Here is a 15,330-nt window from a genome sequence, read left to right as displayed (position 1 = left end):
CCTTTCAGCCGTTCGGTGTCTCGGACGAAAGATGCGCGCGCTGGCGCGGTACGCCGAGGCCGGTATCCGGCGGTTCGCCGGCAGCCGGCCGGCTCTCGATCATGTGCAGGCTGCGCCAGCGGCCGAAGCGATAATAGGCCGCGGCCAGCACGAGCGAGGTTATAGAGCCAGCCGGAAAGCTCCACCACAGAGCTTCCTCGCCGATCACGCTTCGGAAGAAATAGGCGAAGCTGGTGCGCACCAGCAGCACCGAGATCACCAGGATGATCAGCGGCGGTATCACCGCGCCGGTGGCACGCACGGTGGCGAAGAGCACGATGGTGATGCCGAACAGGATGAAGGACCACGACGCGATCTTGTTGATGTGAGTGGCGATGTCGATTGCTGCACTGTCGCTGCCAAGGAAGAGGCTGAGCACCGCGCGATCGAATACGAACAGCAGCGCGACAAGCATGCCGGTGAGCACAAGGTTGAAGCCGACGCCGGAGGTGGCGATGCGTCCAATCCGGTCCCAGCGCCTGGCGCCGACATTTTGCGCCGCCATGGACGACACCGCGGCGCCGATGGCGAGCGCCGGCATCTGGATATAGGTCCAGAGCTGTGCGGCTATGCCGTAGGCAGCTGCAACCTGCGAGCCGTACGAGTTGACCATGCCCATCACCGTCAGCGCCGCGGCCGAAACGACGATCATCTGCAGGCCCATCGGCACGCCCTTGAAGACGACAATGCGCAGCAGCGCCGGGTCCGGCCGCAGCAGAGCGAGATTAGCGCCGGCCAGCCGCAGCGGGTGCTTGCGCGCATAAAGCACGATCAGGATGGCAACCACGCTTACCGTCTGGCCGATCAGCGTCGAGGCGGCCGAGCCGGCGATGCCGAGTTCGGGGAACGGGCCGATGCCGAGGATGAGCAACGGGTTCAAAATGACATCGAGCACGACGGCCAGCGCCATAAAAAGGAAGGGCGTGCGCGAGTCGCCGGCGCCGCGCAGCACCGTCATGACGAAGGAGAGCAGGTTCATCATCGGCACAGCCAGAAAGATGATGCGCAGATAGGAGCGCGCCAGCGGCAAAGCATCGGCTGGCGTGCCGAGTGCATCGAGGATCGCATCGACCCAGATCCAGCCGCAGACCGCGAACACCACCGAGACGAGGAAGAAGAAGGTGGCGCTGGTGCCGACGATGCGCCGGGCTTCGGGCAGGTCACGAGCGCCGACGGATTGCGCGACCAGGATGGTCGCCGCCATGCCGATGCCGAACACCGTGCCGAGGATGAGAAACAGCACGAGGTTTGCATTGGACGTGGCGGTCAGCGCCGCCTCACCGAGGAAACGGCCGACCCACACGGCATTTATCGAGCCGTTGAGCGACTGCAGCACATTGGAGCCGAGCACCGGCAGGGCAAACAGCAAAAGGGTGCGCGGGATAGGCCCACTGGTGAGGTCGCCGGTCTGCCGGCGCGGGGGCATGTTGTCGTCCATGGCAGGCAACTCGGCGAAGGCTTGTCTTGAGTCCGCAATGATTGCCGATTTAACGGGAGAGGTCGATGCGGCGCTGTAAATTCCGCCTGGCGTGCCTTGATCTAAGCATTTCTCAAACCTTCCGGAATCGTATATTGATCCGCACGCGTGGGGCCGCATTTCCTGGATCTCATGGGTAAGCCGGGGGCTCATGTCCGATATTCCGTTGTTTTTTGAGCGCCTGAACCGGCGCGCATTTCTTGGTGCATCCGCTCTGGGCGGGCCTCCGTGGCTCTTTCGTCGTGCACCACGACGGACGTGGCAGCGCCGCCAGTGACAGCGGCGCCAAGCGATCCGGCTTTCGGCGATGCCGCAAGCATGTATGCCGCGCGCATCGACGAGGGCTATCAACTGCCGGCAATCCCGGTAGCCAAGGTCGATCCGAAATTCGTGCGGCAAATCGTGGCCGACCCGACTGGAGAAAAACCCGGCACGATCGTCGTCGATACTTCCGAGCACTTCCTCTATCTGGTGCGCGACGGCGGCAAGGCAATTCGCTATGGCGTCAGCCTCGGCAAGGCCGGTTTCGGATGGACCGGCAGCGCCGTGGTTCAGGCGAGAAAGAAGTGGCCGGTCTGGACGCCGCCGCCGGAAATGATCTAACGCCGGCCGGAACTTGCGAAGTACAAGGACGGCATGCCGCCCGGCCCGCAGAGCCCGCTTGGTGCCCGCGCGCTGTATCTCTTCCGTGACGGCAAGGACACGATGTATAGGCTGCACGGCACGCCGGAGTGGGATTCCATTGGGAAGAACGCTTCCTCCGGCTGTGTGCGCTTCATGAATCAGGACATTATCGACCTCTACAGCCGCGTCGACGGCGTCGCGCCGGTCTTCGTGCGCCCGAACCTGTCGGCCGCCGGGAAGATCGCCGCCGTGTCGAACAGGACGGCCGAGCCGATCGATGCAGGCGTGCCAAGGGACGCGGAGATGTTGAGGTAAGTGCCTTCGACTGGATCGTCAGTCGCAGGTTTTGCGATGCTTAGGACACCGTCTTTTCGCGGGCGAGCCGCAACTGAAGGGGCACGACCGTTCAATCGCGCCAGCTCAGGCGGACGCGTTCGGCGCCTCCGCCTGTATGGCTGCCGCTACTTCCCGGTGAGGCCTGGGAGCGTGACCTGATAGACCAGGAACATGGTGTCGACATCGGCGCCATCCTCGGCCTTGTAGGCCGCGCCGACCTGGAAGCCGTCCTGCGTGAGGAAGTCATTGTCATTGGCGACGAACAGGAAATAGTCGTCGGGCAGCTTTGGATCGAGGACGCTCACCACCGACATCGCCTCCCATTTCTCCGAAAGGTTGTTGCGGTCGTTGGGCGCGCCATTGTGCAACCCGAAGCGGCCGAGCTCGCTCTTGTCGTTGATGTCGATGAACGGCGTCAGCTTGGCCGGCGTCACCGATGGATCGAGCTCACCCTTGGGCGCCAGCGGCTTGTCCTTGTCGAACTCTGTGCCGGCGATATCGGTTGCCGCCGACACATCGACGACGCTGATCTCGCGATGGAGCGAGGTGTCGCCCTTCAGCCCCTGGCCGTTGCCGCTGTCGCGCGCCAGCATCAGGAAGGTCTTGTCCGACAGCGCCACGATTTCACTCTGCGCGGCGATCTTGGTTTTGCCCTTGGCATCGGTGAACACCGGCAGCGGCACGACATATTCATGCGCGAGCTTGAGCTGGCCGGGATCCGAGGCATCGTAGACCAGCGCGCGCGTGTTCTGGCGCGTCGAGGCGGAATCGCCGCCATCTTGTCTGGGTGCCGACTGCAGCACGGCAATCAGGAACTTGCCGTCCGGCGCCAGCGCCATCCCTTCGAGGCCCTGGTTGTTCTGACGGCCGGTTTCGGGATCCTTCGGATCTGGGTCTGCCGCGCCAGGTCCCGGATTGTTGGAAGCAAAGTTTGGCGTCCCGTGACGCATCGGGACAAGCGCCGCCGGCGGCTGCGTTGCCGATATCAGACGCCCATCGGCGGAGAAGCGGTAGATGTTCGGACCGTATTCGTCCGAGATGAACATCGTGCCGTCGGGCAGCCGTGCGATCGCTTCGTTATCGAGCGCGAGCTTGCCGTTGGCTTCGGGCAGGATCGGCATGTCGTCGGTCGCGGCACGCACGCCGTTGAGCGGATCGAGCCCTGTTGCGTCGGCGCCCTTGTCGTCGGTCAAAAGCATGGTGTCGGCAAGCGTCGCCTTGAGGCCCGACTGTTCCTGGCCGGCGGCTGGCACTGCACCCGGCGTGATCGGGGCGAACTCGATGGCAATCGTGTTGAGGCGCGGCCGGTAGTCGGTAGTACCGACGACATTGTAGCCGCGATCCGGCAACAGCCACAACGAGCCCTTGTAGCCGTCGGCGCCATGCGTCCAGCCGGCAGCATCGATCGACATGCCTGAGCCGGAGCCAAACGTCTCGCCGAACTTGTCCTTCTGGCTGGCGGGGATGCGGCCGACGCCGACCAGGCCCTTGTTGACGAAGCTGACGCCGCCGACGGTCGCGGAGTTTTCTGCCAGGGCCGGAGTCAAGGCGGTGAACATCGCCAGCGCGACAGCGAGGGACGCGGTTCGGTGCAGGTTTTTCATGGATATCCTCTTTGAGACAAAGCTGCCGGGGCCCGAAAAAGCGCCGCGTCGCATCGAGGATGCCGCGAAAGCCTTCGGAGAAGCGATCTAGGACGCGAACATGATACTTGCGTGACAGTGCCGCGCTTGCTTTGACCCTTGTGGTCGCAACTGGCCTGGGCATGGCGAATCCGTCGCCGCCGAGAGTGCAATTAACAACTTTACAAATTATCGTTCTTATGTGAAGTTATGACGATGAAAGGCCGCCGATGACAGTCTGTCGTTTCGCCACCCGCCTCAATTCCTTTGCCTCGCGGCCACAGGCCGAGTGGCCCGATCTTGTCGGCAAACCGTCCATGCTGCAAATGGCGGCACGTGCGGCGAAGGTTGCGGAGTTGACCGATCTCGACCTCAACTTTCCCGACCATGTCGATGAAAAGCCTGCGGAAATGGCGCGCAAACTCGGCGATCTCGGGCTTTCCATCAATGGTTTCGCCATGCGCTACTACTCCAACCCGGCCTTCAAGCTCGGCGCCTTCACCAATCCGGATCCGGCCGTTCGCCGCGAGGCCATCGACATGACCAAGGCCGGGATCGACGCCGCGCGCGAGGCCGGCGCCGGCCTGATGACGCTGTGGCTCGGGCAGGATGGCTTCGATTATGCTTTCCAGGCCGATTATGCGACGCTCTGGCAACACGAAATCGATGGAATTCGTGAAGTCGCGGCGCATGACCCCGATTGCCAGATCAGCCTTGAATACAAACCCAACGAGCCGCGCTCCTACAGCCTGATGCCCGATGCGGCGGCGACGTTGCTGGCCATCCGCGAGATCGGCCTGCCCAATCTCGGCGTGACGCTCGATTTCGCCCATGTGCTCTACGCCGACGAGCAGCCGGCTTTCGCCGCTGCGCTGGTGGCGCGACACAGCAAGCTGCTCGGCGTACATCTCAACGACGGCTACGCCAAGCGCGACGACGGCTTGATGGTCGGCGCAGTGCACACGCTGCAAACGATCGAGCTGCTGCGCCAGATCCGCCGCGACGGCTACGCCGGCGCCATCTACTTCGACACGTTCCCCGACATGACCGGGCTCGACCCGGTCCACGAATGCGAAGTCAACATCGCGACTGTCAAGCGCATGCTGCGCGTCGTCGATCGGCTGGAAAAGGACAATCGCCTGTCCACTGCCGTCGACCGTCAGGACGCGGTCGCCTCGCAGGCCATCATCCAGGAAGCCATGCTCGGGCCGGACAGCTGAAGCTCCGGCGCCATCACCGTTTTCACCCAGGGAGGAAAGACCATGAAATTTCTGCTTGCCACCGCCACCGCTGCCCTGATGGCGCTGTCTATAGGCTCGTCGTTTTCCGCGGACCTCGCGCCGCTCAATTCCGACACCGAGAAGGATCGTATCGACTGGTCGCAGCTCGAGGCCAAGTTCGGTGCGTTCCCCAAGCTGCCCGAGGGCACCAAGGCGGGTGCGGTCTCCAAGACGCTGACCAACGAATACTGGCGCTCGCTGGGAGAGGGCTACAAGTCGTTCGGCGACCGCATCGGCGTGCCCGTCGTCTACCAGGCAGCGCAGAGCGAGGGCGACCAGCTCGGCCAGCTCACCATCGCCGAAGGCCTGGTCACGCAAGGCTACAACGTGCTGCTCGTTTCGCCGCAGACCGACTCCAACCTGCAGCCGATCGTGGAACAGGCCAAGGCAGCCAATGTGCCGGTGGTCAACGTCAACGACGCGATCATCCCGCAGGCCGAGCACTATGTCGGCAATGTCCAGCGCGACAACGGCGTGCGCGTCGCCAAATGGTTCATCAAGAACCGGCCGGACGGCGGCAAGGTCGCCATCGTCGAAGGCCAGGCCGGCGTCTACGCCGCCGTCCAGCGTACCGACGGTTTCAAGACCACGATCACCGAGGCCGGCAAGTTCGAGGTCGTCGCCAGCGTCCCCGGCAACTGGGATCGCCAGACCTCCTACGACGCGGCCACCAACATCCTGCAGCAGCACCCCGACCTGATCGGCTTCTATGCCAACAATGACGGCATGGCGCTGGGCATCGTCGAGGCGGTCAAGGCTGCCGGGCTGCAGGACAAGGTCGCCGTGTTCGGCACCGACGGCATCTCCGACGCCTATGCCTCGATCCGCGCCGGCGAGCTGACCGGCACCGTCGATTCGTTCCCGGTGCTGACCGGCGAGGTGGCGCTGGAATCGGCGCTGCGACTGGTGGCCGGGCAGAAGCTGCCGCGCGTCGTCGCCACGCCGCAGGCGCTGATCACCAAGGACAATGCCGACCGCTACTCTGGCGCCGGCGACGCCGTGCGCAAGGCGCTGCTCGAGGACGCGGCAGCAGGCCAGTAGAGCAGGGCCGGCAGGTGCCGGCCTTGGGTCGGCACCTTGCCTGGAGAACCGAAGCAATGTCAGTCATCTCTCGGCTGCAATTCGAGGGCATTTCCAAGGTGTTTCCGGCCGTGCGGGCGCTGAGCGATGTGTCCTTTTCGGTCGGCGCCGGCGAAATCCATGGGCTGCTCGGTGAAAACGGCGCCGGCAAGTCGACGCTGCTGCGCATCCTGTCAGGTGTCTACCGGCCGACGGCGGGAAGCGTGCTGATCGACGGCAAACCGGTGACGCTGAACAACCCGGTCGCGGCGCGCGCCGCCGGCGTGGCGATGATCCATCAGGAATTACAGCAGGTGCCGCACCTCAGCGTCGCCCAGAACATGTTCCTCGGCCATCCGCTGACCCGCGGCGGCGTCTTCGTCGCACGGCGCGAGCAGGAAAGCCGCGCTGCGGAAGCCCTGGCCGCCATCGACCCGACCATCGATCCGGCAGCCCCGCTTGGCAGCCTGAAGGTGGCGCAGCGGCAGATCGTCGAGATCGCCCGGGCGCTGCTCGACCGCGCCAGGATCGTGGCGATGGACGAGCCGACGTCGAGCCTCACGCCGAGCGAGTTCGAACGGCTGGCGGAAGTCATTGCCGGTCTGGCACGCGACGGTGTCGCCGTCGTTTATGTCTCGCACAAGCTGGACGAGGTGTTCGGCATCTGCGAGTGCGCCACTGTCATGCGCGACGGCGTTGTGGTCGAAACCGTCGATCTCGCGCAGGTGTCGGAAAAGGCCGTCGTTTCGATGATGGTCGGCCGCGAGCTTGCCCAGGAACAACACCGCTCGCATGCTTCCCCCGAGATCAGGCTGAGCGTGCGTGGCCTCGCCTCGGCGACCAAGGTCCGTGACGTTTCGTTCGACCTGCATCGCGGCGAGGTGTTGGGCATTGCCGGCCTGGTCGGGTCCGGCCGCACCGAACTGCTGCGGCTGCTGGCCGGCGCCGACCGGGCCTCATCAGGCGCAATAGAGATCGACGGCAAGGCGGTAAAGCTTTCCAGTCCGCGCGACGCCATCGCGGCCGGCATCGGCCTGGTGCCGGAGGAGCGCAAGCGCGAAGGCATCGTGCCGCTGCGGTCGATCTCCAGCAACATGGCGCTGGCCTCGATGGGCGTGTTCGCGCCGCGCGGCGTCATCGATCACAAAAGGCTGAAACGGGTCGCGGCCGAGAAGATGAAGCGGGTCAATCTCAGGCCGTTCCTGCTCGACCGGCCGATCCGCCTGTTCAGCGGCGGCAACCAGCAGAAAGCGATCGTCGGCCGCTGGCTGGCGGCGGGAACGCGGATCCTTCTATTCGACGAGCCGACGCGCGGCATCGATGTCGGCGCCAAGACGGAGATCTACCACCTGATCGAGGAACTCGCCGCCGAAGGCCATTCGGCAATCGTCGTGTCGTCCGAACTCCCCGAGGTGATCCGGCTCGCCGACCGCGTGCTGGTCATGCGCGACGGCACGGTCGCCGCCGAACTGGGCCGCGCAAGTCTCAGCGAACAGGCGATCGCCGCACACGCCATACCCCAAACGGAGATTGAGGCCGGCAAGACGCAAGGCCGTCGGGCCGGTGCATAACGGACAGGACCAGCGGATGACCGATATAACCCAACACACAGCAGCGCGCCCAAGGGCAGATTTCCTGCACCGGTTTTCCGTGCGCGACGCCGGCACGCTGATCGGACTGGTTGTGATCCTCGCCCTCTTCGGTGCACTGGTCCCCGGCTTCTTTGCCGAGCGTAACCTGATCAACATCCTGCAGCAATCGAGCATCAATGCCTGCCTGGCGTTGGGCATGACGCTGGTCATCATCTCGGGCGGCATCGACCTGTCGGTCGGGCCGACGGCAGCCCTTTCGGCGGTCATCTCGGCCTCGATGCTGGTTGCCGGTGTGCCGTTTCCGCAGGCCATCGCCGCCGGCTTCGCCATCGGCCTCGCCTGCGGACTGCTCAACGGCGTGCTGGTTGCCTATGTCGGGCTGCAGCCCTTCATCGTCACGCTGGGAACGCTCAGCACCTACCGGGCGCTGGCGCTGATCTATACCGGCGGCAATCCGGTGCTCGGCCTGCCTGCCGGCTTCCGTGCCATCTTCAACGGCTCGCTGTTCGGATTGCCGTTGGCGGTCATCATCGTGGCCGTGGTCGCGCTGATTGCCTGGATCATCCTCAAGAAGACGCCGTTTGGCGAATATCTGCTCGCCGTCGGCGGCAATGAGGAGGCGGCCTACATAGCCGGCGTGCCGATCGCCCGCACCAAGATCGCCGCCTATATGATCTCGGGCCTGCTGGCAGCGCTTGCAGCGCAGATCCTGATCGGCCGGCTGGGTGCGGCCGAACCCATTCTGGGCAATCTCTGGGAGCTCGACGCCATAGCGGCGGCGGCGATCGGCGGCGCCTCGCTGATGGGCGGCAAGGGCAGCGTCGTCGGCACCATCCTGGGTGCCGTCATCCTTGGCAGCATGCGCAACGGCCTGACGCTGATGAACGTGCAGTCCTTCTATCAGCTCCTGGCAACTGGCCTTATAATCCTCGCCGCGATGCTTATCGATCGCGTGACGAGGGGACGTGGATGACCTTGACCGGGCTGGACCTGAAAGCAGTAGGACCGCGCATCCGCATGATGATGCCGCATCTGACGCCGCTCGAGGCGAAGGTGGTTGAAACCGTCTTCGGACGGCGCGGCTTCGACGAGACCATACCGCTCAAGCAGATCGCCGAGGAGGCCGGTGTCTCGGAGGCGATGGTGGTCAAGATCGCCAAGAAGCTGGGTTTTTCCGGCTATCGCGACTTTCGCACGGCGGTCTATGAATACAGCCGCCTGCCGACCGCCGAAATGCATCAGGAGCTGTCGGTGGACGACAGTTCGGCCGAGATCGTGCAGAAGGTGTTCCGCACCTCTATCCAGGCGCTGGAGGAGACGCTCGCCATCCTCGACATGGACGATTTCGACCGTGCCGCCGATCTGCTTTACCGCGCCAGGAATCGCGATTTCTACGGCGTCGGCGGCTCGGCGCAGATCGCGCGCGACGTCTCGCACAAATTCCTGCGCATCGGCATCCGCACCTCTGTCTACGACGATTCGCACATGATGCTAATGTCGGCCTCGCTGCTCGGCGCCGACGACATCGCCGTCGGCTTCTCGCATTCCGGCAACACGAGCGCCGTCATCGACGCCATCCAACTTGCGCGCAAAAGCGGCGCGCGCACGCTGGCCATCACCAACTATGACAACTCGCCATTGGCAGCCGTCGCCGACATCGTGCTTTGCTCGACCGCCCAAGGCTCGCCGTTGATGGGTGAGAACGCAGCGGCGCGCATTGCCCAGCTCAACATCCTCGACGCGCTGTTCGTCGCGGTCGCGCAACGCGACTACCAGACGGCGGAGCGCAATCTCGGCCGCACCATGTCTGCGGTAACGTCGAAACGGAAAGATAAGAACTCATGAAAGGCAAGCGGCTCATGAAGGTCTGGGGCACATGACGGCTCCACCGCCGCTGGTGACCGTATTCGGCAGCCTGCATTACGATATCATGGTCGAAGCCCACGATCGCCCACGCAAGGGCGAAACGGTCACCGGCCATGCCTGGCATCCGAAATGCGGCGGCAAGGGCGGCAACCAGGCGGTATCGGCAGCGCGGGCCGGCGTGCGTGCGGCGATGATCGGAGCTGTCGGCGACGATGATTTCGGCCGCGCGCTTCTCGACAATCTCGGTCGCAACGGCGTCGACCAGCGCTTCGTGGGAGTGGCTTCGGGCGCCGGCTCGGGCATGAGCGTGGCGATTTTCGACGACAGCGGCGACTATGGCGCGGTGATCGTCTCGGGGAGCAATCTCACGCTCGGCGAAAAGGACATTGCGGAGGCGGCCGAGCTGATGGCGCAAACGGCGGTGCTGCTGCTGCAGAACGAGGTACCGGAAGCCGCCAACATTGCCGCGGCGCGAGCGGTGAAGGCGCATGGCGGCCGCGTCGTTCTCAATGCGGCGCCGGCGCGAAAGCTGACAGCCGAACTGATCGCGCTGACCGACATCGTCATTGTCAATGCCATCGAGGCGGAATTCCTGGCCGGCGTTGCGGTCGTCGACACGCTCGAGGGGGCTGCGAAGGCGGCCGGTATGCTCGTCGATTCCTATCCGGCCGCGATCGTCACGGCAGGCGGCGAGGGCGTTGCCTATCGCGACCGTGGCGGCCAGGCGTTCGCACTGCCTGCGATGCCGGTGAAGGTCATCAGCACCCACGGTGCCGGCGATGAATTCGTTGGGGCCTTCGCGGCTGGGCTTGCTCGTGGGCAGCCCGTCGAGGCGGCACTTGCCGCCGCCAATGCCGCCGCTGCCTCGCTGGTCGCAACGCCGGAGCGCAAGCGCGGGGGGTCTTGATCAATCTGAGCCTGCTCAGTGACCGCCGCGATTCAATCGCTGTCGCGCGCGATCAGTTCCAGCGGCCAGACTTCACGGATGATGCGTGCGCCTTCGGCGCCGGCGTAAGCCGGGATCGATGCCAGCAGCATTTCGGCCAACCGCTCGCCCATCGGCTCAAGCGCCGGGCGGAAGCCGGTCAGCGCCGGGGAAAAATAGCGGCAGAGCGGGGTGTCGACGATGACGATCACCGCAACGTCGTGGCCGGGCCTGATGCCCGCCTCGGCCAAAGCCTTGCAGCCGCCAAGCGCCATCGCGTCGTTGTTGAAGATGATGGCGGTCGGCGGGTCCTTGGAGCGCACGACCTTCGGCGTCACCGCGTAGCCGCCGGCCTCGTTGATGAAGCCGTCGGCGATCAACTCGGGGTCGAATTCGATGCCGTGCCGCCGCAACGCCTTGCGATAGCCGTCTAGGAACAGATAGCCGAAATTGAGGTCGAGCGACGGGCGGATGGCGGCGATGCGGCGGTGACCGCGCGCGACGAGACGATCGACCGCGTCAGCCCCGGCTTTTTCGAAATCGAGGTCGAGCGAGGGATAGGCATCGCCGCCGGAGCGGCTGCGGCCGAGCGTCGCGAACGGGAAATCGGCCTGGGTCAGATAGTCGATGCGCTCGTCCTCGCGCCGCGTCCAGGCCAGCACCACCGCATCGGCCCGCCGCGTCTCGACGACACGGCGCAGGCGCTCCTGCTGATAGTCGCCCGGCGCGCCCATCACTACGATCAGGTCGAGGCCGCTTTCGGCGAGCTTGGCCTGCAACCCGGTCAGGAACGGAATGAAGAACGGCTCGCCATATTCCTGGTCGCCCGGATGAGGCTGCAGCATGAAGGCGATCGAATGGGTGGCGCCGCGCCGCAGGCTGCGGCCGGACTGGTTCGGCGAATAATTCAGCTTCTTGGCCGCATCGAGCACGCGCTGGCGTGTGTCGGCATTGACGTCGGCGCGGCCGTTGAGCGCGCGCGACACCGTGCCGATCGAAATATTCAGGTGACGTGCAAGGTCGTGAATACTGGACGCCAAAGGACAGTTCTCCCCCTTGCTTGGCTAGCACCGGCTGCTCTCCGGGCCAAGCCGACGCCACGATTTTTCACAGCCGGCCGATTGACATTCTACGCCATCGGGTGTGTTCTCGTAAACGTTTACGGAAAAACATTCACGGCCCTGCCGTGAACGCCGTGACGATCGGTCTGGAGGGGCCGAGAGGGAGGAGTGCTGGATGATCAATGTGGTCCTGGTCGGCTGCGGCGCGATGAGCAAGGCCTGGCTCGATGCAGCCAAGCAGATCGACGGGCTCGCCATTGTCGGCCTGGTCGATATCGACGCCGAAAGGGCGCGGGCGAGGGCGCGCGAATACGAGCTTTCCGGCGCCGTCATCGGAACCGACCTCGACGCCGTGCTCGACCAGACTAAGCCCGACGCGGTGTTCGACGTGGTGGTTCCCGCCGCCCGCCGCGAGGTCGCGCTTTCCGCCTTTGCCCACCGTTGCCATCTCTTGACCGAAAAGCCGCTGGCCGACAGCCCGGACAATGCGCGTGCCATTGTCGAGGCGGCCCGCAGCGCCGGCCGCATCCATGCCGTCGTGCAGAACCGCCGCTATGTCGCCAACGTCAGGCGCATCCGGCGCTTTCTCGATTCCGGCGTTATTGGTGCTGCGACCAGCATCCACGCCGATTTCTTCGTTGCGCCGCATTTCGGCGGTTTTCGCGAAGAGATGCGCCATGTGCTGCTGCTCGATATGGCGATCCACACATTCGATGCGGCCCGCTACATGGTGGCCGGCGAACCGGCCGACGTCTATTGCCAGGAGTGGGAGCCGGCCAACTCCTGGTATCGGCAAGGGTCGTCGGCAGCCGCAAGCTTCGACCTCGGCGGCGGCAAGCTGTTCACCTATGCCGGCAGCTGGTGCGCGGCCGGCTTCCGTACCAGCTGGGACAGTACATGGCGGATCGTCGCCGAGCGCGGCAGCATTGTCTGGGACGGCGCGGACGGGTTGAAGGCGGAAGTCGTGCGGCCGGTCCGTGAAGGCCTGTTCGACCGGACCGAACCGATAGCCGTGCCGCCGCTCGACCCGGCAGATCGCGTCGGCGGCCATCTCGGCATCATCCAGGATTTCGTCCGCGCCGTCGAGACCGGCACCGAGCCGGAGACGCGCGGCGCCGACAACATCAAGAGCCTGGCCATGGTTTTCGCTGCGATCGAGAGCGCCGAAACCGGGCGCCGGGTCGCCATCGCTGCACAGGAAGGATCATGATGCCAAACCCGCTGCTCGACATCAGGATCGGCACAATGGTGCGGGCCAATCTGGACGACCCGGCCGCCTATGTCAGGCAGATCCTGCCGCTCGGCTTCGAGAGCATCCAGCCGTTCTTCTGGCAGACGCTGGGCGGCAAGGACATTCCACGGCTGGCAGGCGAGATCCGCGAGGCGATCGGCGATGCCGATGTCGTCGTCTCGTCAATCGGGGTGTTCGGCAATCCGCTGGAGAGCGGCGAGGTCGATCGCGGCGTCCTCCAGGCCTGGGAAACGATCATCGACAACGCGCATCTGTTCGGCACCAATGTGGTCAGCGGCTTTACCGGCCGCATCCGCGGCAAGCCGCTGCCCGACAGCCTGCCGCGCTTCCGCGAAGTCTGGGGGAAGCTGGCAAAGCGGGCCGCCGACAAGGGCGTGCGCATCGCCTTCGAGAACTGCGCCATGGACGGCAACTGGGCCAGCGGCGACTGGAACATCGCCCACAATCCGGACGCCTGGGAGCTGATGTTCAACGAATTGCCGGACGACAATCTCGGCCTGGAGTGGGAGCCCTGCCACCAGCTGGTCTATCTGATCGATCCGATCCCGCAGATCCGCAAATGGGCGCCGCGTATCTTCCACGTCCACGGCAAGGACGCGACGGTGCGCTGGGACGTGATCCGCGAACATGGCGTGTTCGGCCGCCTGCCGTTCGTTCAGATGCGCACCCCTGGCTTCGGCGATAGCGACTGGACGCGGGTGATCAGCGAGCTGCGGCTGGCCGGCTACAAGGGCGCCATCGACATCGAGGGCTGGCACGACCCGGTCTACCGCGGCGATCTCGAGATCACCGGCCAGGCGCGGGCACTGGATTATCTCCAACAATGCCGGGGAGGCGCGAGCTATCTGCCGAACCCGGTGTGAGGCTAATGCATGTGATTATCGCAAAAGTGCCCAGCGGTTTTGCGATAATCACATGCATAAAAACAGGACAAGCCGGCGGGAGGTGCCGGCCAGAGAAAGATTGCGGCGCAATGCCGAAGCGATCGTCAAAACCCCTCGGCTAGCGAGGGAAACAAAGGGAGGATAAGTGCATGAGCATTACGATGAGAAGGACAGTTCTGCGCTCGACCGTCGCGGCGGCCGCCACGGCACTCGCCGCCGCACTCTCGACCTTGCCGGCGCAGGCGCTCGATGCCCAGTGGTGCAAGGATGTCCATATCCGTTTCTTCGTCGGCGGCGCCGAGGGCGATGCCTTCGGCACGATCGTCTATAATGGCGCGAAGCAGGCGGCGGCCGATCTCGGGCCGAAGGTCGACTACATCTTTTCCCAGTGGGATGTCGAGAAGATGGTGCAGCAATTGCGCGAGGCTGTCGCGGTCAAGCCCGGCGGCATCGCCATGATGGGCCACCCGGGCGACGCTTCGATCATGCCGCTGGCCGAACAGGCGCACAAGGACGGCATCAAGATGATGTACCAGAACGTGCCGGTGCCGAAGGTCACGGCGGCGTTCGGCGGCGGCTATGTCGGCGCCCAGCAGGAGCAGCAGGGCCGCGCGCTCGGCGCCGAGGCGGTCAAGCTGGCCGGGCTCAAGGCCGGCGACAAGGCGATCATGATCGGCCCGTTCGAGAACGAGAGCCGCGGCGCGCGCGAGCGCGGCACTGTCGCTGCCCTCAAGGAAGCGGGCGTCGAGGTCATACAGCTCTCCTCGCCGCCAAGCGGTGAATGGGCTTCCGACCCAAATCTGGCCATTCCGGTGATCACCGCGGCACTGCTCAACAATCCCGACGTCAAGGCAGTTGGCTATCCCGGCGGGCAGATGCTGGGCAACGTCCCGACTTACATGCAGGCGGCGGGCAGGAAGCCGGGCGATATCTTCAACTTCGGCTTCGACACCAGCCCGCAGATCGTCGAGGGCTTCAAGGGCGGCTGGGTCCAGCTGACGGCCGACCAGCAGCCGTTCCTGCAAGGCTATCTGCCGATCCTCAGCCTCTGCCAGCAGGTGGTGCTCGGCCTTGCGCCGATGACCGTCGACACCGGCGCTGGTTTCGTCACGCCACAGAATTACGAGATCGTCGCCGAGCTCGCCAAACAGGCGCTGCGCTGACCTCCCAAGCCGTGGGGGGGGGGGGGGGGCCCGGCCCGCCCGCCCCCCCCCCCCCGGCCCGCCCCCCCCACCAACGCCCCGGCCCCCGACGCGCCCGCCACCACCAGCAACGACGCCGACACCCCGGCCACGATGAAAAAAGAACACCAA

General features: G+C 65.0%; 12 protein-coding genes and 1 pseudogene. 10 read left to right on the top strand and 3 right to left on the bottom strand.

Annotation, left to right across the window (positions count from 1 at the left end; all coding sequences use genetic code 11):
- Nucleotides 1–4 precede the first annotated feature (4 nt).
- Nucleotides 5–1,477, bottom strand: a complete 1,473-nt coding sequence (locus tag NKI18_RS27050) for an MATE family efflux transporter (RefSeq protein ID WP_352619517.1) — start codon at nt 1,475–1,477, stop codon at nt 5–7.
- A 190-nt stretch (nt 1,478–1,667) separates the two neighbouring features.
- Here NKI18_RS27050 and NKI18_RS27045 point away from each other — a divergent pair.
- Nucleotides 1,668–2,455 (top strand): annotated as a pseudogene (locus NKI18_RS27045) (L,D-transpeptidase).
- A gap of 146 nt (nt 2,456–2,601) precedes the next feature.
- Here the strand turns inward: NKI18_RS27045 and NKI18_RS27040 are convergent.
- Nucleotides 2,602–4,080, bottom strand: a complete 1,479-nt coding sequence (locus NKI18_RS27040) for an esterase-like activity of phytase family protein (RefSeq protein ID WP_352619518.1) — start codon at nt 4,078–4,080, stop codon at nt 2,602–2,604.
- A gap of 248 nt (nt 4,081–4,328) precedes the next feature.
- On the opposite strand from NKI18_RS27040, the gene NKI18_RS27035 reads away from it, so the two are divergent.
- The 6 genes from NKI18_RS27035 to NKI18_RS27010 are packed head-to-tail and all read left to right on the top strand — an operon-like array spanning nt 4,329 to nt 10,802.
- Nucleotides 4,329–5,318 (top strand): TIM barrel protein, encoded by a 990-nt coding sequence (locus NKI18_RS27035; protein ID WP_352619519.1) that lies wholly within the window; start codon nt 4,329–4,331, stop codon nt 5,316–5,318.
- 42 nt (nt 5,319–5,360) lie between these two features.
- A complete protein-coding gene (locus NKI18_RS27030) occupies nt 5,361–6,419 on the top strand; it encodes a sugar ABC transporter substrate-binding protein (protein ID WP_352619520.1) in 1,059 nt (352 codons plus the stop codon).
- Between the two features lie 56 nt (nt 6,420–6,475).
- Complete coding sequence (locus NKI18_RS27025) at nt 6,476–8,008, top strand: sugar ABC transporter ATP-binding protein (RefSeq protein ID WP_352619521.1); 1,533 nt, start codon at nt 6,476–6,478, stop codon at nt 8,006–8,008.
- A gap of 16 nt (nt 8,009–8,024) precedes the next feature.
- Nucleotides 8,025–9,002 (top strand): ABC transporter permease, encoded by a 978-nt coding sequence (locus NKI18_RS27020; RefSeq protein WP_352619522.1) that lies wholly within the window; start codon nt 8,025–8,027, stop codon nt 9,000–9,002.
- On the top strand, nt 8,999–9,874 hold the full coding sequence (locus NKI18_RS27015; RefSeq protein WP_352619523.1) for a MurR/RpiR family transcriptional regulator: 876 nt from the start codon (nt 8,999–9,001) through the stop codon (nt 9,872–9,874). The genes NKI18_RS27020 and NKI18_RS27015 overlap by 4 nt, the downstream gene beginning before the upstream one ends.
- A gap of 31 nt (nt 9,875–9,905) precedes the next feature.
- Nucleotides 9,906–10,802, top strand: a complete 897-nt coding sequence (locus tag NKI18_RS27010; RefSeq protein ID WP_352619524.1) for a ribokinase — start codon at nt 9,906–9,908, stop codon at nt 10,800–10,802.
- A gap of 32 nt (nt 10,803–10,834) precedes the next feature.
- Here the strand turns inward: NKI18_RS27010 and NKI18_RS27005 are convergent, their stop codons facing one another.
- Nucleotides 10,835–11,860: a LacI family DNA-binding transcriptional regulator gene (locus NKI18_RS27005; protein ID WP_352619525.1), complete on the bottom strand. Its 1,026-nt coding sequence runs from the start codon at nt 11,858–11,860 to the stop codon at nt 10,835–10,837.
- Nucleotides 11,861–12,056: 196 nt separating this feature from the next.
- On the opposite strand from NKI18_RS27005, the gene NKI18_RS27000 reads away from it, so the two are divergent.
- The 3 genes from NKI18_RS27000 to NKI18_RS26990 all read left to right on the top strand — a co-directional run bounded on the left by NKI18_RS27000 (nt 12,057) and on the right by NKI18_RS26990 (nt 15,180).
- Nucleotides 12,057–13,091: a Gfo/Idh/MocA family protein gene (locus NKI18_RS27000; protein WP_352619526.1), complete on the top strand. Its 1,035-nt coding sequence runs from the start codon at nt 12,057–12,059 to the stop codon at nt 13,089–13,091.
- Nucleotides 13,091–13,996, top strand: a complete 906-nt coding sequence (locus NKI18_RS26995) for a sugar phosphate isomerase/epimerase family protein (RefSeq protein WP_502896976.1) — start codon at nt 13,091–13,093, stop codon at nt 13,994–13,996. The genes NKI18_RS27000 and NKI18_RS26995 overlap by 1 nt, the downstream gene beginning before the upstream one ends.
- 170 nt (nt 13,997–14,166) lie before the next feature.
- Nucleotides 14,167–15,180, top strand: a complete 1,014-nt coding sequence (locus NKI18_RS26990) for a substrate-binding domain-containing protein (RefSeq protein ID WP_352619528.1) — start codon at nt 14,167–14,169, stop codon at nt 15,178–15,180.
- The last annotated feature ends 150 nt before the right edge of the window (nt 15,181–15,330 follow it).

It is taken from the genome of Mesorhizobium sp. M0800 (assembly GCF_040320095.1).
Taxonomy (GTDB): domain Bacteria; phylum Pseudomonadota; class Alphaproteobacteria; order Rhizobiales; family Rhizobiaceae; genus Mesorhizobium.
Note: the sequence above shows the minus strand (reverse complement) of the source record. Positions and strands in the feature narration are given on the sequence as shown.